We start from the raw sequence: 17,720 nt of genomic DNA, 5'->3' as shown, positions 1-17,720 counted from the left end.
AAGACGTTCATGGCTTCCATCGAAATCCAGAGTCTGGTCAAGGAATTCACTGACCGCCGCGGCGCCGTCACCCGGGTGATCGACGAGGTCGACCTGACGATCTCCGGGGAGACGTTCGTCTCCGTGGTCGGCCCGTCGGGCAGCGGCAAGACCACGCTGCTCAACATCGTGTCCGGCATCGAGACGCACACCTCCGGCACGGTGGCGCTGCGCGCCGGAGCGCGGGACGCCCGCGTCGGATACGTGTTCCAGGACCCGCGGCTGCTGCCCTGGCGCACCGTCATGGCCAACCTCGGCTTCGTCCAGCACGAGCGTGACGGCTGGCAGGACCGGGCCCGGCACTACCTCGACCTGGTTGGGCTGAGCCACTGCGCCGACCGGTTCCCGGCACAGCTCTCCGGCGGGCAGCAGCAGCGCATCGGCATCGCCCGCGCGTTCGCCGTCGAACCGGACGTGCTGCTGATGGACGAACCCTTCAGCCACCTCGACGCGATGACGTCCCGCACGCTGCGCGAGCATCTCGAGCGGATCTGGCTCGAGTCGCGCCGCACGGTCATGTTCGTCACCCACGACGTCACCGAGGCGGTGCAGCTGTCCGACCGCATCGTGGTGCTCGCCCCCGGCGGCCGGGTGCACGAGATCATCGACGTCGACCTGCCCCGTCCACGCCGCGCGTCCGATCCGGCGGTGGCGATCCTGCAGGCCGAGGTGCTGGCGCGGTTCGAGGCGCTCGAGGCGATGGGATCGGCGGCATGAGCCTGCGCCCCGGACCGATCGACGTCCACGCACACTGGTTGCCGCAGCACCTGTTCGGGCTCGCGCCCGGCTCCCCGCTGCCGCCGCTGCGCGACCACCACGGGGAACTGCACCTCGGCGACCTCCCGCTGTCCATCCGGACCGAGGCGATGAGTGACGTGACCCGGGTGCTCGCCGACACCGACGCCGCCGGTCTGGGCGCCCGCGTGCTGTCCGCGCCGCCGTTCGCGTTCCCGGTCGCCGAGGCCGACGGGATCGAAGAGTTCGTCGGAACGTTCAACGACGACCTGGACAAGGTCAGCCGCGACAGCGGCGGCCGGCTGATCGGTCTCGGCCTGGTGTCCCTGCATGACCCGGCGGCCGCCCGCAAGCAGATGGAGGCACTCGCCGGCACCGAGACGATCCGCGGCATCGCGGTACCGCCACTGCTGAGTACCACCTCGTTCGACGTCGCACCGATGCGCGAGATCCTCGGCTCTGCCGCAGAACTCGGCCTGGCGGTGCTGGTGCACCCGATGCAGCTGCCGCGGCCCGAATGGTCGTCGCACTACCTGGCCAACCTGATCGGCAACCCCGTCGAATCCGCCACCGCGGCAGCGGCTCTGACCCTCGGCGGTGTCCTCGACGAGTATCCGTCGCTGCGGATCTGCCTGGTGCACGGCGGCGGCTGCGCGCCAGCGTTGGTGGGGCGCTGGGAGCACGGCTGGCAGCAGCGGTCCGACGTGCGCGGCACCGGAACCCGCCCGCCGCGGGAGATGTTCGGCGAGTTGTGGTTCGACACGCTCACCCACGACGTGCCCACGCTGAATCTGCTGCGCGCGCAGGCGGATCCCGGTCGGCTGATGTGCGGCAGCGACTACCCGTTCGACATGGGCACCCCCGACCCTCTGCAGCTCCCGCACGCGGCGGGCATCGACGACGCCGCACTGGAGGCCAACGCCCGGGCGTTCCTCGGGCTCGACACAGGAGAAAACCATGAGTGAGACCGACAAGAAGGCGTGGAGCGGTCACAGGGCCCTCGTGATCGGCGGGTCGATCGGCGGGCTGACCGCCGCGCTGCTGCTGCGGCGCCTCGGCTTCGACGTCGACGTCTACGAACGCACCCCGACCGACCTCGACGGACGCGGCGGCGGCATCGTGCTGCAGCCCGACACCCTGCGGTGGTTCACCGAGTGCAGTGACCAGCATCCCGAAACAGTGAGCACATCAACGCATTACGTCCAGTACCTGGGACAGGACAACACACTGCTGCACCGCGAGAACGCGCCGTGGAGCTACACGTCGTGGGGCACGTTCTACCGCGCCCTGCTTGCCGACTTCGGCACCGAGCACTACCACCTGGGCGAGTACGCCGCCGGGTTCGACCAGGACGCGGACTCGGTGCAGGTGCGCTTCGCGTCGGGTCGGCGCGAGACCGCCGAGCTGGTGGTCTTCGCCGACGGCATCGGCTCGCCGAGCCGGCGGCGCATCGCGCCGGGCTCGACGCTCGAGTACTCCGGCTACGTCGGCTGGCGCGGCACCGTGCCCGAGCGCGAGGTGTCGCCCGAGACGTTCGAGCTGCTGCACGACTCGATCACCTACAGCGTCGCGCCGCACACGCACATCAACGTCTACCCGATCCCGGCTCCCGGTGGCGGCCTGCGCGTCGGGGAACGGCTGCTCAACTACGTCTGGTACCGCAATGTGCCCGAAGGTCACCAGCTCGACGAGCTGATGACCGACAAGCGCGGGTTCGTCGCGGGGGTGTCACTGCATCCCGGGCAGGTGCAGGACCGGTTCATCGACGAGATGCGCTCGGCAGCAACAGAAGTGCTCGCACCCGCAGCGGCCGAGGTGGTGCTGCGCACCGAAGCGCCGTACCTGCAGGCCGTCTACGACGTCGGCGCCTCTCAGATGGCGATGGGGCGGGTGGCGCTCGTCGGCGACGCCGCCAGCGCGGCCCGCCCGCACGCGGCGGCCGGCACGGCCAAGGCCGCGGCGAACGCGTGGGCCCTGTACGACGCGCTGTCCGACAGCGCCGACATCGCCGAGGCGCTGGCCAAATGGGAGCCCGGCCAGCTCGAGCTCGCCCAGCGGCTGCTGCGCCGCGTCAAGGAGATGGGCACCCGCTCGCAGGTCGACTGCACGTGGGTGCCCGGCGACCCCGACAACCGGTTCGGCCTGTACGGCCCGGGCCGATAACCCCCATAGGAGAGACGATGACCAGTACCCGAGACTTCCTGACCGACGCGCCGCTGGCCGGCACCCTGGTGGGCACCGACTTCGACGGCTGGAGCGACGAGCTGCGCGCCGAGTTCGACACGCACGCCCACGACGGACACGTCGGATCGCGCCTGCTCAGCGAGAACGGCCGGGTCCGGGTGTGGGAGATCCGGCTCGCTCCAGGTGAGCGGTGGCACGCCCACCGGCATGTGCTCGACTACTTCTGGACGGCGGTCAACGCCGGGCGCAGCAGGCAGCACACCGCCGACGGCACCACCCGCGAGGTCTCCTACGGCGCCGGCGAGACCCGGCACTTCCAGTTCGCGGCCGGCGAGTACCTGCTCCACGACATCGAGAACGTCGGCGACTCCGAGCTGGTGTTCACCACGGTCGAGCACCTGGACTCGGCCAACAAGGCGCTCCCGCTCTGATCGCCCGCCGAAACTGTATTCCACGCGCGTCAAGTACGAAAAACCCCGCGCGGAATACAGTTTCGGCGTCAGGGTGTGACGGCGGAGCTCGACGGGTCGATGAGGATCTTGGCGTGCGTCTCGGGATCGCCGAGGGCGTCGAACGCCGCAGCGACCCCGTCGAGGCCGACCGTGCCGGTCACCAGCGCCGAGGCGTCGAGCTTGCCGTCGGCCAGCATGTAGAGCGTGTCGCGGAACTCCAGCGGCGTGTAGCCGAACACGAACCGGATGTCGACCTCCTTGCCGATCGCCATCGCGGGCCGGATCGTGTCGTCGCCCATGCACACGCCGACGACGATGATCCGCGACGCCAGCGGGGCAGCGCCGATGATCCCGTCGATCATCCCGGGCACCCCCACGCACTCGAAGATCACGGGCCGTTTCGGCGCGGTGCCGCCGAGGCGGTCGGCCACCCGGTAGACGTGCGACCAGCCGGGCACCTTGCGGAGCTTCTCCATCGACCCCATGCCGAGCTCGTAGAGCGCGGGCAGTTGGGTCAGGCCGCGCAGCTTGGCGGGCACCGCCTCGTACGGCGAGTCGACTGCGGGGTCGACGACGATGTCGGCGCCGCAGCGGGTGGCCAGCGCGCGCCGGCCGGGGGAGAAGTCGCTGGCGACGATGGTGCGCACGCCCCGGGTCTTGAGATGGCAGATCACGGCGAGGCCGACGGGCCCGCAGCCCAGCACGATCGCGACGTCCTTGCCGGAGATCTCGCTGCGCCGCACTGCGTGGTAGGCCACCGCCATCGGTTCGGTCAGCGCGGCCGTCGCCGGATCGAGGCCATTGGGCACGGCGAACGTCATCGCCGCCTCGGCCAGCACCCGCTGGGCGTAGGCGCCCGGCGCCAGCGGTGACAGGCCCGTCAGGTGGACCCCGCCGTGAGCCCGGAGCAGCGGGAACGACACCACTGTGGTGCCCGGCGTGAACTCCTTGCCGACCTTGGGTCCCCGCTCGGCGACCACGCCGCTGAACTCGTGGCCCATCACCACCGGGGTGTCGCTGCGCATGAAGTCGGTGTAGCCACCTTCGGCCATCACCTCGGTGAGCTCGTCGGCGTGATTCCTGGCGTGCAGGTCCGATCCGCAGATGCCGCAGCGCAGCACCTCGAGCACCAGCTGACCCTCCGCGGGCGCCGGATCGGGCAGGTCGACCACGTCGAGGGAGCCGTGCACACAACTGACCGCTTTCACCGGGCCATCGTCGCACGGTAGAACGTCGGTATGACCAGACGGCAGAAATGGGCCGGGCTCGCGCTGGCCGTCCTGGCGGTCGCGACCGTCGTCCCCGGCGCGCAGGCCCAGCCCGACCCGGAACCCGGGGTCCCCACCACCGCGGTGCCGGTCGTCGAGCCCGTCGTGCTCGGCGAGATGCCGCACGATCCGATGGCGTTCACCGAAGGCTTCGAGATCGACGGCGGCGTGCTCTACGAGGGCACCGGCGAGGTGGGCACTTCGCAGCTGCGGGCACTCGACCCGGACACCGGCGCCGTGCGGCGCGCCGTCGACATGCCCGGCCAGTTCTTCGGCGAGGGGGTCACCGTGGTCGGGGACCGCATCTGGCAGCTCACTTACACCGACGGCGTGGCCGTCGAGTGGGACCGCGCGACACTGACCCCGATCCGGCAGGTGCCGCTGAATCCGCAGGGCTGGGGGCTCTGCCGCGACGGCGACCGGCTGATCCGTAGCGACGGCACCGCCCGGCTGCGCTTCCAGAGTCCGGCGGACCTGACCGAGACCGGCGGGGTCGACGTGACCCGCGACGGCCGGCCGGTGACGGGCCTCAACGAACTCGAGTGCGTCGGGGACCGGGTGTGGGCGAATGTGTGGCCCACCGACACCATCGCGCGGATCGACCCCGCGACCGGAGCCGTCGACCTCGTCGTGGACGCGAAGGGGCTGCGGGCGCGGGGCATCCCGCCGACGGCGCAGGTGCTCAACGGCATCGCGCACGTGTCCGGCGACGAGTTCCTGCTGACCGGCAAGTACTGGCCGACGACGTTCCGGGTCCGGCTAGGGTGACCCCGGTGAGCAAGACGCGCTCGTTGACGATCGTCATCGTGGCCTATGTGCTGGCCGTCGCCGTCGGGGCGGCCTGGCTGGTGTGGGGTCCCGACACCGGCCGGCTCTGGCTGGACACGCTGATCGCCGACGTGCTGGCCACCCTCGTGGTGTTCGCGTTCAGCCGGGCCTACGGTAATTCCAGCTTCTACGACGCGTATTGGAGCGTCATCCCGCCGCTGCTGCTCGTCTACTGGTGGAGCCAGGGCGACGGTGACCCGCTGCGGTGCTGGCTGGTCGCGGTGCTGGTGATCGTCTGGGCGGTGCGGCTCACCGGCAACTGGGTGTATGCGTTTCCCGGTCTGCACCATGAGGATTGGCGCTACCCGATGTTCCGCGAGCGGGCGGGCCGCTGGGAGGCCGTGGTCGATCTGGTGGCCATCCATCTGATCCCGACGTTGCAGGTGTTCCTCGGCATGGTGCCGGCCTACCTCGCGGTGACGACGCCGGGCCGCGGCCTGGTGTGGCTGAGCATCGTCGCGTTCGTGCTCGGAATGGCCGCGGTAGCATTGGAATTCGCCGCCGACGCGCAGATGCACCGGTTCGTGCGCGACTGTAAACCGGGCGAGGTGATGGACCGCGGCCTGTGGGCGTGGTCGCGGCACCCGAACTACTTCGGGGAGTTCGGCTTCTGGTTCGCGTTGGCCCTGTTCGGGCTGGCCGCCGCACCCACGGCGTGGTGGCTGTTCGCGGGCGCGGCAGCGATGCTGGCGATGTTCCTCGGGGCGAGCATCCCGATGATGGAACAGCGCAGCCTGGAACGCCGGCCCGGTTATCAGGCCGTCGTCGACCGGGTTTCCCGCTTCGTGCCCCGTCCACCGGCGAAGGTGCGCGCGTGAAGCGGGTGGTGGTCGCCGGCCTCGGCGACACCGGCGTGCTCACCGCGATCAAACTGGCCCGCCACGCGCAGGTCACCGGGATCTCGAGCAAGCCGGGTCTGGTCAGCGGCCAGGAGCTGGGCTGGCGGCTGGCCCGGCCGCAGGAGTGGGCGCGGCACAACTGGATTCCGTTCGGCCGGTTCCGCGGCCTGGACCGGGTCACCACCGTGCACGGCACCCTGACCGGTCTTGACCTCGAATCACGGTGCGTGCTGGTCGAACTCGCGGACGGGTCGGCGCAGCAGGTGCCCTACGACGCGCTGGTCATCGCCACCGGGGTGCGCAACGGCTTCTGGCGCACGCCCGCGCTGCAGGGCGTCGACGAGATCGACGCCGATCTTCGCGACCCGCACGACCGGCTCGCGGCCGCCCGGTCGGTGATCGTCGTCGGGGGCGGCGCCGCGGCGGTCAGCAGCGCCGCGCAGATCGCCACCACCTGGCCCGGGACGCGGGTGGACCTGTACTACCCGGGGGAGCGCGCGCTGGTCGGACATCATCCGCGGACGTGGAAGACGGTGCAGCGCAGGCTGATGGACGCGGGCGTCGGCCTGCATCCCGGACACCGCGCCCAGGTGGAGTCCACACCGGCGGAACTGACTACCGAGCCGGTGCACTGGAGCACCGGCCAGCCGCCGGCCACCGCGGATGCCGTGTTGTGGGCGATCGGCCGGGTGGCTCCGAACACCGGGTGGCTGCCCGCCGAGCTGCTCGATGAGAACGGCTTCGTCCAAGTGACGCCGACGCTGCAGGTTCCCGGGCACCCCGAGGTGTTCGCGATCGGCGACGTGGCCGCCACCGACCCGCTGCGCAGCTCGGCGCGCAACCGCGCCGACGGCCTGCTGGCCCGAAACGTCCGGGCGTTCTTCGACGGCGGCACCCTCAAGGCCTACCGCGCGCCGACGCGGCGGTGGGGATCGGTGCTGGGCATCCAGCCCGACGGGCTCGAGGTGTTCGCCCCCAACGGCCGGGCGTTCCGCTTCCCGGCGTGGTCCTTCGAACGGGTGCTGATGCCCTGGATCGTGCGGTGGGGGATCTACCGGGGGATCAGATCCGAGCCATCTCGGCGTTGATCCGGTCCAGCAGCCGCGGATAGCGCTTGGCCTCCTTGTGCCCGCCCGGCTTGCCGCTGCTGACCACCGCGACCGACAGCGCGCGGGTGGGATCGGCCCACATCGCGATGTGTGTCAGCCCGGTGTGCCCGAACGCGCCGGCTGCGTCCCGCCCGAACGGCCCGAACCGCGTGGAGCCCAACATGTATCCGGTTCCCCACCGCATCGGCGCCATCCCGGTCGCCAGGTCGGGGCGCAGTCGGCGGGCCTCGGTGGTGGCGGCGCGCAACGTCTCGGCCGACATCACCCGGACACCGTCGAGTTCGCCTCCGCGGCAGAGGATCTCGGCGAACCGCGAGAGCTCGTGGGCGTTCGACACGGTGTTCGACGAGGGGATGACACCGGTGAGGAAGGCCGGCGTGTTGGAGAACGGGATGATCTGCTGTGGCGTGCCGCCGACCGCGGTCTTGAACGCCTTGGCGATCGGGGCGGGCAGCGGCTTGCCGGTGACATGACTGGGCGCGACCAGCGGAACATCCTGCGGTGCAACACCGTAATTGGTCCAGCGGAACCCGAGCGGCCCCAGGATCTCGTCGTGCAGGATGTCGCGGATGTTGCGGCCGGTGGCGGCGTTGATGATCTCCCGCATCAATGGCCCCCACGTGACGCCGTGATAGATGTGGATCAGCCCGGGTGGATACACCGGCTTCATCCGGCCGAGCATCTCACGGGTGTACTCGCTGTCGTCCATCCGTTTGAGGTCGGGCCGCGGTCCGGTGGCGAACGGCACGCCCGCGCTGTGCGTCATCACGTGCCGGATCGTGGTGCGGTCCTTGCCGTGGCTGGTGTAGCCGGGCAGGTAGTCGCACACCCGGTCGTCGAGGGAGAAGACGCCGCGTTCGACCAGCATGTGCGCGACGGTCGTGGTGATGGCCTTGGCCGTCGAGTACACGCAGAACGGGGTGTCGGTGCCGACCAACACCTTCTCCGCGTCCGGGGGGTCGGCCGGTCCGTTGCCGCGGGCGTGGCCGATCGCCCGGTCCAGCACGATGCGTCCTTCGCGGCGCACACACACCTGGATCGCCGGGTGCATGCCTGCCGCATACCAGTGCCGGGCGGCCTGCCAGATCCGCTCCACCGCGGCCGGGTCGACGCCGGTGTGGTCCTCGGCGGCGACCGACGTGACCGCGTCGAGGTCGTCGGCGACAGCGATCCGGCCTGCCGTCGCTGAACTCAGCGAGGTCCTCCGTTGAACATGCCGCTGCCGATGGCCTGGGTCAGCGCTCCGAGGAGGTCGCCCGGCCCCGGCTGCGGGGGCATCGGCGCGTTGGTGAGCTGCCAGGCTTGGCAGTCGCTGGTGGTGAAGGACGTGTCGGTCGCCTCGATCTGGACGAACGCCGGCTTCTTGGTCAGCGCGTTGTCCACGAGCTTGTCGCCCGCGGCGCGTTTCCAGTAGCAGGCTCCGCCGTCGACCGGTCCGGCCGACTGGTACACCCCGGGGGCGATGTCCTTACCCACGGCGTAGGAGCCGTCGGCGTCGATCGTGGTCTTGAGCGCCGCCGGCGCGGGCCCCGGCGCGGGCGTCGGCGCGGGCGTCGGCGATGCCGGCTGGGCCTGCGCCACGGGCGACACGACGCAGGAGCACGCCAGCGCCACGGCCACGGCGGCGGTACGGATCGGCCTCATAGGAAGTCAGTCTAAGTGCAGCGGCGGCGGGAGTGAACCCACCGCCGCTCCACGTCAGAAGTGATCCTGATCAGCCGGCCATGAAGGTGTTGTAGGCCGACTGCAGATCGCCGGGCAGCACGTTGACGTTGCAGGCGCGTTGGGTGTCACCGATGGGTGCCAGGATGCCCCGCAGGTCGTAGTACTCGCCGGGGTTGGCGGTGAAGTAGCCGCGCAGGTTGGCCTCGGCCTCGGGCCGCGGCTGGTTCATCGCCGCGGTGACCGCCTGGTTGGCCCCCGGGTGGCTGTCGAGGTACTGACGCGCGGCGGTGCCCACCGAAGCGGCGGTGCCCGCCACCTGGCTGGCGCTGCACTGCTCGGCGGGAGCCGCCGACGCGACGGGCGCTGCGACGGTCGCAACGGCCAGGCCGCCGAACACACATGCCGCCCCCACGCGGGCCAGATTCTTGCGCACGCTGATAGCACTGGAATTCATGTTGTTTTGGTTCCTCACGGATTCGAAAACGGGTTACTGCTGTCCCCCACCCGAAATCCACGGTAGCCGCGATCGGACAGGGTCAAACCCGACGCGTCGGCCACGCACCAACGGCGCTGCGGGCGTTACGCTTTGCGGGCGTGACATCGGCCTCAATCCAGGCCCGAAACGGCGTTTCGCGGCCCGGTGAATTGGGCATCGCCTGAGTTTTCTCGCAGTCGGCGGCTTTTCCTTAGATGATCGTGATGTCGGTTGTGTCCGAATCGTTATGTGCGGGCCCCGATAAGTTCACGGGGTGCACGCTGAGACGACCGATGTCTGGACGGCGATGTCCACCGCCCGCACCCTCCGGCGCTTCACCGACGAACCCGTCGACGACGCGACGCTGCGCCGCTGCCTGCAGGCGGCGACGTGGGCGCCGTCGGGGGCCAACGCCCAGGCGTGGCGGTTCATCGTGCTGCGCAGCCCCGAGCAGCGCGCGGTCGTGGCCCGAGCCGCCGCGCACGCCCTGTCGGTCATCGAGCCCGTCTACGGCATGCGACGCCCCGCGCCGGACGATCGCAGTCCGCGGGCCCGCAACGACCGGGCCACCTACGAGCTGCACGACCGCGCCGGCGAGTTCACCTCTGTGCTGTTCACCCAGAAGCGCTTCCCGACGGCCTCGGAGCTGCTGCTGGGCGGGTCGATCTTCCCGGCGATGCAGAACTTCCTGCTCGCCGCCCGCGCGCAAGGCCTCGGCGCCTGCCCGACCAGCTGGGCCTCCTACGACGGTGAGCCGCTGCTCCGCGAGGCCGTCGGGGTGCCGGCGGACTGGATGCTCGCGGGTCACGTCGTGGTCGGCTGGCCGAGGGGCCGGCACGGCCCTCTGCGGCGCCGCCCGCTGCGGGAGGCCGTCGCCGTCGACCACTGGGACCGGGGCTGGGACCAGAACACAGACGCTGCCGTCGCCGACGGCTAACTTGGTGGCGTGAAGCTGGATCTGCTCATGCCCGGCGTCGAGGTGGGCCTCGTGACCACGAACCTCGACGCGATGACGGCGTTCTACGAAGGTTTCCTCGAGCTCGAGCCGCAGGGCGAGATCGCGTTCGAGGGTGGCTCGCAGCGTCGCTACACGCTCGGCAACAGCGTCATCAAACTCGTCACCTACACCACCGACCCCGCGCCGGCGGTCCCCGGTGGCGGCCGCGCCCAGGCCGGGTTGCGGTACTTCACGATCGGGGTCAACGGGCTGCGCGCCGTCGCCGAGGCGTTCGAGGCGTCGCCCTACGAGATCGTCGAGCCGGTGACGGAGTTCGCGCCGGTCCCGGGGATGGGCTTCATGTTCGTCGCCGATCCCGACGGCAACCACCTCGAGCTGTTCGGAACCCTATGAGCTACCCGCCGGGCTATCCGACGCCCCCGCAGCAGGCCCCGGCCTGCTACCGGCACCCCGACCGGCCGACGTACGTCCGCTGCACGCGGTGCAACCGCTACATCTGCGGCGAGTGCATGCACGACGCCGCCGTCGGACACCAGTGCGCGGAGTGCGTCAACGAGGGCGCCCGTTCCGTGCGCCAGGCCACCACGCCGTTCGGGGCGGTGCAGGGCCGGTCCAGGACACCCGTCGTCACGTACACGCTGATCGGGCTCAACGTCGCGATGTTCGCGCTGCAGATGGCGATCCCCGGCACCCAGCGGGCGCTCGCCCTGTGGCCGCCAGCGGTCGCCGACGGTGAGTGGTACCGGCTGGTGACCTCGGCGTTCCTGCACTTCGGCGTCACCCACATCGCGTTCAACATGCTGGCGCTGTACTTCGTGGGCCCGCCGCTGGAGGCCGCCCTGGGCCGGCTGCGGTTCAGCGCGCTGTATCTGCTCAGCGCACTGGGCGGCTCCGCGCTTGCCTACCTGCTGACGCTCAACGCGCTGACCGCGGGGGCCTCCGGAGCCGTGTTCGGGCTGTTCGGCGCGACGTTCGTGGTGGGCAAGCGCCTCAACATGGACGTCCGCGGCGTCATGGCCGTGATCGTGCTGAACCTCGCGTTCACGTTCGTCTTCCCGCTGATCAGCTCGCAGAACATCAGCTGGCAGGGCCACATCGGCGGGCTGGTGACCGGCGCTGCCGTCGCCGCGGCCTACGCCTACGCCCCGCGCACCAGCCGGGTGGCCGTGCAGGCCGGCGCCTGCGCGGTGATCCTGGTGCTGCTGCTCGCGATCATCGTGTTCCGCACCGCCGACCTGCGGGCGATGTTCGGGCTCGGCTAAGCGGTCACACCCGCCGCGCCGGCCACCGCCTCGAGCGCGGCCAGATGCTGGTCGACGGTGCGCAGGCCCGCGCCCATCAGGTCCACCGACAGGTGCGTCGCGCCGGTGCGCGCCCACGCATCGACGCCGGCGGCGATCGCGTCGAGGTCATGCCGCCACTGCACGCGGCCCTCCATGCCGATGCCCGCCGGGTCGCGCCCGGCCTCGCGCGCGGCCGTGTCGACGAGGGAACGGGCCTCGTCCAGTGCCGGACCGGGCGGCATGGTCGGGAACCATCCGTCGGCGAACCGGCCCGCCCGGGCGTAGGCGCGTGGGGACGCCGCCCCGATCCACAGCGGGATAGGCCGCTGCACGGGCTGCGGCGCGAGGCCGGCGCCGACGACGCGGTGATGCCGGCCCTCGAAGGTGACCGACCGCTGCGTCCACAGCTGCCGGAGCAGGTCCAGTTGCTCCTCGGAGCGTCTGCCGCGGGTGCCGAAGTCCTCGCCGAGGGCCTCGTACTCGACCGCGTTCCAGCCCAGCCCCACCCCGAGCCGCAGCCGCCCGCCGCTGAGCAGGTCGACCTCGGCGGCCTGTTTGGCGACCAGCGCGGTCTGCCGCTGCGGCAGGATGATGACCCCGGTGACCAGCTCCAACGTCGACGTCAGCGCGGCCAGGTAACCGAACATCACCAGCGGCTCGTGGAACGTGGTGTCGATGTCGTACGGGCCGGCCCACCCCTGATGCACCGCGGGGTCGGCCCCCAGCACGTGGTCGTAGGCCAGCAGGTGGGCGAATCCGAGCTCCTCGGCGCGCTCGCCGAACGCGCGCACCGCCCCGGGGTCACCGCCCAGCTCGGTTTGCGGGAACACCACTCCGATGCGCATACCGGGAGCCAACCATCACAGCGTGGAAAATCGTCCCTCCGGGTAAGAAAGGGGGGTGTTCGGCTTACCCGATCGGATCCGCGCCTGCCTGTTCGATCTCGACGGGGTGCTCACCGACACCGCGAGTGTGCACCGCCGGGCCTGGAAGGCGATGTTCGACGAGTACCTCCGGCAGCGCGAGGGCGACGGTTTCACACCGTTCGACGAGCACGCCGACTACGAGGACTACGTCGACGGCAAGCCGCGCGACGACGGGGTGCGGTCTTTCCTGCAGAGCCGGCACATCGATGCGGACGACGCGACGGTGCGCGAGCTCGGCGACCGGAAGAACACGGCGTTCCAGCACACGCTGGAGCAGGACGGGGTGGAGGTGTTCGACGGGTCGCGGCGCTTCCTCGAGGCCGTCACCGAGGCGGGCCTGCGGCGCGCGGTGGTGTCCTCGAGTGCCAACACCAAGCAGGTCCTGGAGATCACCGGGCTCGCCCAATACATCGAGGTCCGCGTCGACGGGGTCACGCTGCGCGAGGAACACCTCGACGGCAAGCCGGCCCCCGACACGTTCCTGCGCGCCGCGCAGTTGCTCGACGTGGACCCGGCCGACGCCGCGGTGTTCGAGGACGCGCAGTCCGGCGTCGCCGCCGGCCACGCCGGCCACTTCGGCGCCGTCGTCGGCGTCGACCGCGTCGGGCAGGCCGACGCACTGCGCGAGCACGGCGCCGACATCGTCGTCACCGACCTCGGGGAGCTGTTGCCGTCATGATGATCGCCGACGACGCCTTCCCGGTCGAACCGTGGCACGTCCGCGAAACGGAGCTGCGCACCGACCTTCTGCCCCAGACCGAGTCGCTGTTCGCACTGTCCAACGGGCACATCGGGCTTCGCGGCAATCTCGACGAAGGGGAGCCCTACGGTCTGCCCGGCACCTACCTCAACGGGTTCTACGAGATCCGGCCGTTGCCGTACGCCGAATCCGGATTCGGGTATCCCGAGGACGGCCAATCCATCGTCAACGTCACCAACGGAAAACTGATCCGGCTGATCGTCGAGGACGAGCCGTTCGACGTGCGTTACGGCGAGTTGCTGTCCCACGAACGATTCCTCGACATGCGGGCGGGCACGCTGACGCGTCACGCGGAGTGGAAATCACCTGCGGGAAAACAGGTTCGCATCGAATCGACACGATTGGTGTCGCTGGCCCAGCGTGGTCTGGCCGCCATCGAATACGTGGTCCAGGCTGTCGATGACGGCATGCGTATCACCGTGCAGTCCGAGCTGGTCGCCAACGAGGACCAGCCGGAACCGTCCGGCGACCCCCGGGTGGCGGCTGTCCTGAGGAATCCGCTCGAGCCGTTAATGCACGAGGTGGATGAGAACGGGGCGCTGCTCATCCACCGAACGCGGTCGTCCGCACTGACGATGTCGGCGGCGATGTATCACGAGGTCGAGGCGCCGGGACGGGTGACGGTCAGCGGCGACGCCAGGGAGGACTGGGCCAGGACGACGGTGGTGTGTGCGCTCAAAGCCGGTGAGCGACTCCGCATCGTCAAGTATCTCGCCTACGCCTGGTCGAGCTTGCGTTCCCGACCGGCGCTGCGCGATCAGGCCGCCGCAGCCATCGCGGGGGCACGCTACACCGGGTGGGACGGCCTGCTGGACGTTCAACGAGAATGCCTCGACGTCTTCTGGGACGGTGCCGATGTCGAGGTCGACGGTGACGCCGATTGCCAGCAGGCGGTCCGCTTCGGGCTCTTCCACGTGTTCCAGGCCAGTGCGCGAGCGGAGCAGCGAGCGATCGCCGGCAAAGGACTGACCGGAACGGGTTACGACGGCCACGCGTTCTGGGACACCGAGGGATTCGTGCTGCCTGTGCTCACGTACACCGCGCCGCACGCCGCGGCCGACGCGCTGCGCTGGCGAGCGTCGACGCTCGACCTCGCGCGGGACCGCGCGAAGGAACTGGACCTCGAAGGCGCCAGTTTTCCGTGGCGGACCATCGCGGGCGAGGAGTGCTCGGGCTACTGGCCCGCAGGCACGGCCGCCTTTCACGTCAATGCCGACATCGCGTTGGCGTTCGAACGCTATCGCGTGGTGACCGGAGATGATTCCCCCGAAAAGGGTTGCGGGCTGGAAGTTCTGGTGGAGACGGCGCGGATGTGGCGGTCTCTGGGCCACCATGACCGCTACGGCGCCTGGCGCATCGACGGGGTCACCGGACCCGACGAGTACACCGCGGTGGTCCGCGACAACGTGTTCACCAACCTGATGGCCGCGGCCAATCTGCGGGTCGCCGCCGACGCGTGCTCCCGTCACCCCGATGCCGCCGCCGAACTCGGCGTGGACACCGAGGAGACCGCGGCGTGGCGCGACGCCGCCGACGCCGTGCACATCCCCTACGACGAGGAGCTCGGCGTACACCCGCAGTGCGAAGGGTTCACGACGTTGCGGGAGTGGGACTTCCGCGACAACACCGAGTATCCGCTGCTGCTGCACGAACCCTACGTGCGGCTCTATCCGGCGCAGGTGGTCAAGCAGGCCGACCTGGTGCTGGCGATGCAGTGGCAGAGCCATGCGTTCACCGCCGAGCAGAAGGCGCGCAACGTCGACTACTACGAGCGGCGCACCACCCGCGACTCGTCGCTGTCGGCGTGCACCCAGGCCGTGATGTGCGCCGAGGTCGGACATCTGGAGCTGGCGCACGACTACACCTACGAGGCCGCGCTGATCGACCTGCGCGACCTGCACCACAACACCGGCGATGGTCTGCACCTGGCTTCGCTGGCCGGAACGTGGACGGCACTGGTCGCCGGATTCGGCGGCCTGCGCGACGACGAGCGGGTGCTCGCGCTCGACCCTCAGCTGCCCTGCGGGATCAATCGGCTCCGATTCCGGTTGTGCTGGCGCAACTTCCGGGTGACCGTCGACGCCGACCACGACCATGTCACCTACACGCTGCGCGACGGTCCGCACTCGACGCTGACGATCCGGCACGCCGGCCGGGCGTTGGAGATCAGCACCGACGCGCCGACCACGGTGGAGGTGCGTGAGCGTGAGCCGTTGCTGCCCACCCCGAAGCAGCCGCCGGGCCGCGAACCGTTCCGCCGCTCGCGGGTGCGGTCAGACCTGCAGGCTTGAGCCGACGATCACCGTGCGGTCCTGCGGCAAGCCGAAATACGCGGCCGCGTCGGACGTCAGGTACGAGGTCGCGATGAACAGGCGCTTGCGCCACGGTGCCATCGTCGGCGCATCCCCTTGGCAGAGCTCGAGTTTGGACAGGAAGAAGGTGGCCCGGTCCAGGTCGAGCGGGCCTTCGGTGTCCGCGGGATCGAGCAGGCGCAAAACCCTGGGTACGTCGACGCGCTCCATGTAACCGAACCGGGCGATCACCCCGATGATGCCGTCGTCGGTGGCGCCGAGGTCGTCGACGCTGATCCGCTCGGCATCGTCCACGCGCGGTACGGGTTCGGTGGTCAGCGTCAGGATCACCACGTGCTGGGCCAGCACGTGGTTGTGACGCACGTTCGCCCGCATCGACAGCGGCGCGGTCTCGGTGCCGCGGTTGAGGAACACCGCTGTGCCCGGCAGATGTACCACCGGGGGATCGAGCCCGGACAGCGAGTCGACGAACTCCCGCATCGGGCCCTCGGCCTGTTCCCGCTCGCGCGTCACGATCGCGCGGCCCCGCTGCCAGGTCGTCATCACGGTGAACGCGCTGACCGCGATCAGCAGCGGCAGCCACGCGCCGTGGACGAGCTTGGTCAGGTTGGCGGCGAAGAACATCACATCGATGAGCAGCAGCGCACCGCCGCCGACGAGCACCAGCGCGAGCGGTGCCCCGGCGCGGGTGCGCGCCAGATACAGGAACAGCAGTGTGGTGATGGTGATCGTGCCCGTCACCGCCATCCCGAACGCGTACGCCAGCGCCGAGGAACTGCGGAACGCGAACACCAGGATGAGCACCGCGACCATCAGCATGCCGTTGATCCACGGCACGTAGACCTGGCCGATTGCCTTGGCTGAGGTGTGCTCGATGCGCAGCCGCGGCAGGTAGCCCAGCTGCGCGGCCTGCGAGGCGACCGAGAACGCACCGGTGATCACGGCCTGGGAGGCGATCACCGTCGCCGCGGTGGCCAGCAGCACCATCGGGATGCGGGCCCACTCCGGGGTCAGCAGGAAAAACGGTGCGCCGACCGTGGATTCGTCGCGCAGCACCAGCGCGCCCTGCCCGAAGTAGCTCAGCGTGCAGGCGGGCAGCACCAGGCCGAGCCAGCCGACGGTGATCGCCTTGCGGCCGAAGTGGCCCATGTCGGCGTACAGAGCCTCGGCGCCGGTCACGGCCAGCACCACGGCGGCCAGCGCGAAGAACGCGATGTGGAAGTGCCCGGCGACGAATTCGACCGCGTACACCGGCGACAGCGCGCGCAGGATCGCCGGGTCGTGGGCGATGCCGTTGACGCCGCACGCGCCGATGGCCACGAACCAGCCGATCATCACCGGGCCGAAGAACCGGCCGACGGCCGCGGTGCCGCGACGCTGCACCGCGAACAGCGCCACGATGATGACCGCGGTGATCGGCACCACGAAGTCGGTGAAATGCGGGTCGACGGTCTTCACCCCCTCGACCGCCGACAGCACCGAGATGGCCGGGGTGATCATGCTGTCGCCGAAGAACAGGGCCGCGCCGAACACGCCGAGCGCGGCCAGCGTCGCCGTGGTGCGGAGGCTCGCCGGCACCGCCCACCGGCGCACCAGGGTGATCAGCGCCATGATGCCGCCCTCGCCGTGGTTGTCCGCGCGCATCACCAGGGTGACGTAGGTGAGCGTCACGATCGTCATCACCGACCAGAAGATCAGCGACACCACGCCGTACACATGGGCGGGCGACACCGGCACCGGGTGCGGGTCGTGCGGGTCGAAGACGGTGGCGAGCGTGTAGATCGGGCTGGTGCCGATGTCCCCGAACACCACTCCGAGGGCGCCGACCACGATGGCCGGCCGGAGCGAATGGGTGTGTGGTGCGGCGTTCTCGGCGATAGTGGACAT

18 protein-coding genes are annotated in these 17,720 nt (G+C 70.3%); 12 read left to right on the top strand and 6 right to left on the bottom strand.

The window, feature by feature from the left end:
• The first annotated feature begins 9 nt into the window (after window positions 1–9).
• Genes MCHUDSM44219_RS21180 through MCHUDSM44219_RS21165 form a run of 4 tightly spaced genes read left to right on the top strand, consistent with a single transcriptional unit; the run spans window position 10 to window position 3,389 of the window.
• Complete coding sequence (locus MCHUDSM44219_RS21180; protein WP_048420214.1) at window positions 10–756, top strand: ABC transporter ATP-binding protein; 747 nt, start codon at window positions 10–12, stop codon at window positions 754–756.
• Window positions 753–1,739 carry an amidohydrolase family protein gene (locus MCHUDSM44219_RS21175; RefSeq protein WP_048420213.1) on the top strand — a complete coding sequence of 329 codons (987 nt, stop codon included), beginning with the start codon at window positions 753–755 and terminating at the stop codon, window positions 1,737–1,739. Before MCHUDSM44219_RS21180 ends, MCHUDSM44219_RS21175 begins: the two co-directional genes overlap by 4 nt.
• Window positions 1,732–2,937 carry an FAD binding domain-containing protein gene (locus MCHUDSM44219_RS21170; protein WP_048420212.1) on the top strand — a complete coding sequence of 402 codons (1,206 nt, stop codon included), beginning with the start codon at window positions 1,732–1,734 and terminating at the stop codon, window positions 2,935–2,937. Before MCHUDSM44219_RS21175 ends, MCHUDSM44219_RS21170 begins: the two co-directional genes overlap by 8 nt.
• Before the next feature lie 17 nt (window positions 2,938–2,954).
• Window positions 2,955–3,389: a cupin domain-containing protein gene (locus MCHUDSM44219_RS21165; RefSeq protein WP_048420211.1), complete on the top strand. Its 435-nt coding sequence runs from the start codon at window positions 2,955–2,957 to the stop codon at window positions 3,387–3,389.
• A gap of 68 nt (window positions 3,390–3,457) precedes the next feature.
• On the opposite strand, the gene MCHUDSM44219_RS21160 is transcribed toward MCHUDSM44219_RS21165, so the two are convergent.
• On the bottom strand, window positions 3,458–4,618 hold the full coding sequence (locus MCHUDSM44219_RS21160) for a zinc-binding dehydrogenase (protein WP_048420210.1): 1,161 nt from the start codon (window positions 4,616–4,618) through the stop codon (window positions 3,458–3,460).
• Window positions 4,619–4,648: 30 nt separating this feature from the next.
• Here MCHUDSM44219_RS21160 and MCHUDSM44219_RS21155 point away from each other — a divergent pair, with 30 nt between their 5' ends.
• From MCHUDSM44219_RS21155 to MCHUDSM44219_RS21145, 3 genes are read left to right on the top strand one after another with little or no spacing between them, the layout of a single operon-like run.
• A complete protein-coding gene (locus tag MCHUDSM44219_RS21155; RefSeq protein ID WP_048420209.1) occupies window positions 4,649–5,446 on the top strand; it encodes a glutaminyl-peptide cyclotransferase in 798 nt (265 codons plus the stop codon).
• A gap of 5 nt (window positions 5,447–5,451) precedes the next feature.
• The gene (locus tag MCHUDSM44219_RS21150; RefSeq protein WP_048420460.1) at window positions 5,452–6,324 is read left to right on the top strand and encodes a DUF1295 domain-containing protein; all 873 of its coding nucleotides are present in this window, start codon (window positions 5,452–5,454) and stop codon (window positions 6,322–6,324) included.
• A complete protein-coding gene (locus tag MCHUDSM44219_RS21145) occupies window positions 6,321–7,433 on the top strand; it encodes an FAD-dependent oxidoreductase (RefSeq protein ID WP_048420208.1) in 1,113 nt (370 codons plus the stop codon). The genes MCHUDSM44219_RS21150 and MCHUDSM44219_RS21145 overlap by 4 nt, the downstream gene beginning before the upstream one ends.
• Here the strand turns inward: MCHUDSM44219_RS21145 and lipE are convergent.
• From lipE to MCHUDSM44219_RS21130, 3 genes are all read right to left on the bottom strand, one after another.
• Entirely contained in the window at window positions 7,408–8,649 is a 1,242-nt protein-coding gene (lipE, locus tag MCHUDSM44219_RS21140; protein WP_048420207.1) for a lipase LipE, read from the bottom strand. The genes MCHUDSM44219_RS21145 and lipE overlap by 26 nt on opposite strands.
• Window positions 8,646–9,098: an Rv1352/Rv1906c domain-containing protein gene (locus MCHUDSM44219_RS21135; protein WP_048420206.1), complete on the bottom strand. Its 453-nt coding sequence runs from the start codon at window positions 9,096–9,098 to the stop codon at window positions 8,646–8,648. The genes lipE and MCHUDSM44219_RS21135 overlap by 4 nt, the downstream gene beginning before the upstream one ends.
• A 70-nt stretch (window positions 9,099–9,168) precedes the next feature.
• Complete coding sequence (locus MCHUDSM44219_RS21130) at window positions 9,169–9,573, bottom strand: heme-binding protein (protein ID WP_048420205.1); 405 nt, start codon at window positions 9,571–9,573, stop codon at window positions 9,169–9,171.
• Window positions 9,574–9,901: 328 nt separating this feature from the next.
• Here MCHUDSM44219_RS21130 and MCHUDSM44219_RS21125 point away from each other — a divergent pair, with 328 nt between their 5' ends.
• The 3 genes from MCHUDSM44219_RS21125 to MCHUDSM44219_RS21115 are packed head-to-tail and all read left to right on the top strand — an operon-like array spanning window position 9,902 to window position 11,814.
• Window positions 9,902–10,531 (top strand): nitroreductase family protein, encoded by a 630-nt coding sequence (locus MCHUDSM44219_RS21125; RefSeq protein WP_048420459.1) that lies wholly within the window; start codon window positions 9,902–9,904, stop codon window positions 10,529–10,531.
• Between the two features lie 27 nt (window positions 10,532–10,558).
• Window positions 10,559–10,945: a VOC family protein gene (locus MCHUDSM44219_RS21120; protein ID WP_048420458.1), complete on the top strand. Its 387-nt coding sequence runs from the start codon at window positions 10,559–10,561 to the stop codon at window positions 10,943–10,945.
• Window positions 10,942–11,814 (top strand): rhomboid family intramembrane serine protease, encoded by an 873-nt coding sequence (locus tag MCHUDSM44219_RS21115; RefSeq protein ID WP_048420204.1) that lies wholly within the window; start codon window positions 10,942–10,944, stop codon window positions 11,812–11,814. Before MCHUDSM44219_RS21120 ends, MCHUDSM44219_RS21115 begins: the two co-directional genes overlap by 4 nt.
• On the opposite strand, the gene MCHUDSM44219_RS21110 is transcribed toward MCHUDSM44219_RS21115, so the two are convergent.
• Window positions 11,811–12,680 carry an LLM class F420-dependent oxidoreductase gene (locus MCHUDSM44219_RS21110; RefSeq protein ID WP_048420203.1) on the bottom strand — a complete coding sequence of 290 codons (870 nt, stop codon included), beginning with the start codon at window positions 12,678–12,680 and terminating at the stop codon, window positions 11,811–11,813. The genes MCHUDSM44219_RS21115 and MCHUDSM44219_RS21110 overlap by 4 nt on opposite strands.
• A 55-nt stretch (window positions 12,681–12,735) precedes the next feature.
• Here MCHUDSM44219_RS21110 and MCHUDSM44219_RS21105 point away from each other — a divergent pair, with 55 nt between their 5' ends.
• Both MCHUDSM44219_RS21105 and MCHUDSM44219_RS21100 read left to right on the top strand, forming a co-directional pair.
• Complete coding sequence (locus MCHUDSM44219_RS21105; RefSeq protein WP_048420202.1) at window positions 12,736–13,440, top strand: beta-phosphoglucomutase family hydrolase; 705 nt, start codon at window positions 12,736–12,738, stop codon at window positions 13,438–13,440.
• Window positions 13,440–15,812, top strand: a complete 2,373-nt coding sequence (locus MCHUDSM44219_RS21100) for a glycoside hydrolase family 65 protein (protein WP_048420457.1) — start codon at window positions 13,440–13,442, stop codon at window positions 15,810–15,812. Before MCHUDSM44219_RS21105 ends, MCHUDSM44219_RS21100 begins: the two co-directional genes overlap by 1 nt.
• On the opposite strand, the gene MCHUDSM44219_RS21095 is transcribed toward MCHUDSM44219_RS21100, so the two are convergent.
• Complete coding sequence (locus MCHUDSM44219_RS21095) at window positions 15,795–17,720, bottom strand: potassium transporter Kup (RefSeq protein WP_048420201.1); 1,926 nt, start codon at window positions 17,718–17,720, stop codon at window positions 15,795–15,797. The two genes, MCHUDSM44219_RS21100 and MCHUDSM44219_RS21095, sit on opposite strands and share 18 nt — an antisense overlap.

Origin of the sequence: Mycolicibacterium chubuense (assembly GCF_001044255.1) — a bacterium.
Classification (GTDB): Bacteria; Actinomycetota; Actinomycetes; order Mycobacteriales; family Mycobacteriaceae; genus Mycobacterium; species Mycobacterium chubuense.
The sequence above is the reverse complement of the archived record's forward strand: the minus strand, read 5'-3'. Positions and strand labels throughout refer to the sequence as shown.

What these genes read in the sequence shown, in the direction of transcription:
- MCHUDSM44219_RS21180 (WP_048420214.1), top strand. Translation starts at nt 10, where the DNA reads ATGGCTTCCATCGAAATCCAGAGTCTGGTCAAGGAATTCACTGACCGC.
- MCHUDSM44219_RS21175 (WP_048420213.1), top strand. Translation starts at nt 753, where the DNA reads ATGAGCCTGCGCCCCGGACCGATCGACGTCCACGCACACTGGTTGCCG.
- MCHUDSM44219_RS21170 (WP_048420212.1), top strand. Translation starts at nt 1,732, where the DNA reads ATGAGTGAGACCGACAAGAAGGCGTGGAGCGGTCACAGGGCCCTCGTG.
- MCHUDSM44219_RS21165 (WP_048420211.1), top strand. Translation starts at nt 2,955, where the DNA reads ATGACCAGTACCCGAGACTTCCTGACCGACGCGCCGCTGGCCGGCACC.
- MCHUDSM44219_RS21155 (WP_048420209.1), top strand. Translation starts at nt 4,649, where the DNA reads ATGACCAGACGGCAGAAATGGGCCGGGCTCGCGCTGGCCGTCCTGGCG.
- MCHUDSM44219_RS21135 (WP_048420206.1), bottom strand. Translation starts at nt 9,098, where the DNA reads ATGAGGCCGATCCGTACCGCCGCCGTGGCCGTGGCGCTGGCGTGCTCC.
- MCHUDSM44219_RS21130 (WP_048420205.1), bottom strand. Translation starts at nt 9,573, where the DNA reads ATGAATTCCAGTGCTATCAGCGTGCGCAAGAATCTGGCCCGCGTGGGG.
- MCHUDSM44219_RS21125 (WP_048420459.1), top strand. Translation starts at nt 9,902, where the DNA reads ATGTCCACCGCCCGCACCCTCCGGCGCTTCACCGACGAACCCGTCGAC.
- MCHUDSM44219_RS21120 (WP_048420458.1), top strand. Translation starts at nt 10,559, where the DNA reads ATGCCCGGCGTCGAGGTGGGCCTCGTGACCACGAACCTCGACGCGATG.
- MCHUDSM44219_RS21115 (WP_048420204.1), top strand. Translation starts at nt 10,942, where the DNA reads ATGAGCTACCCGCCGGGCTATCCGACGCCCCCGCAGCAGGCCCCGGCC.
- MCHUDSM44219_RS21110 (WP_048420203.1), bottom strand. Translation starts at nt 12,680, where the DNA reads ATGCGCATCGGAGTGGTGTTCCCGCAAACCGAGCTGGGCGGTGACCCC.
- MCHUDSM44219_RS21100 (WP_048420457.1), top strand. Translation starts at nt 13,440, where the DNA reads ATGATCGCCGACGACGCCTTCCCGGTCGAACCGTGGCACGTCCGCGAA.
- MCHUDSM44219_RS21095 (WP_048420201.1), bottom strand. Translation starts at nt 17,720, where the DNA reads ATGTCCACTATCGCCGAGAACGCCGCACCACACACCCATTCGCTCCGG.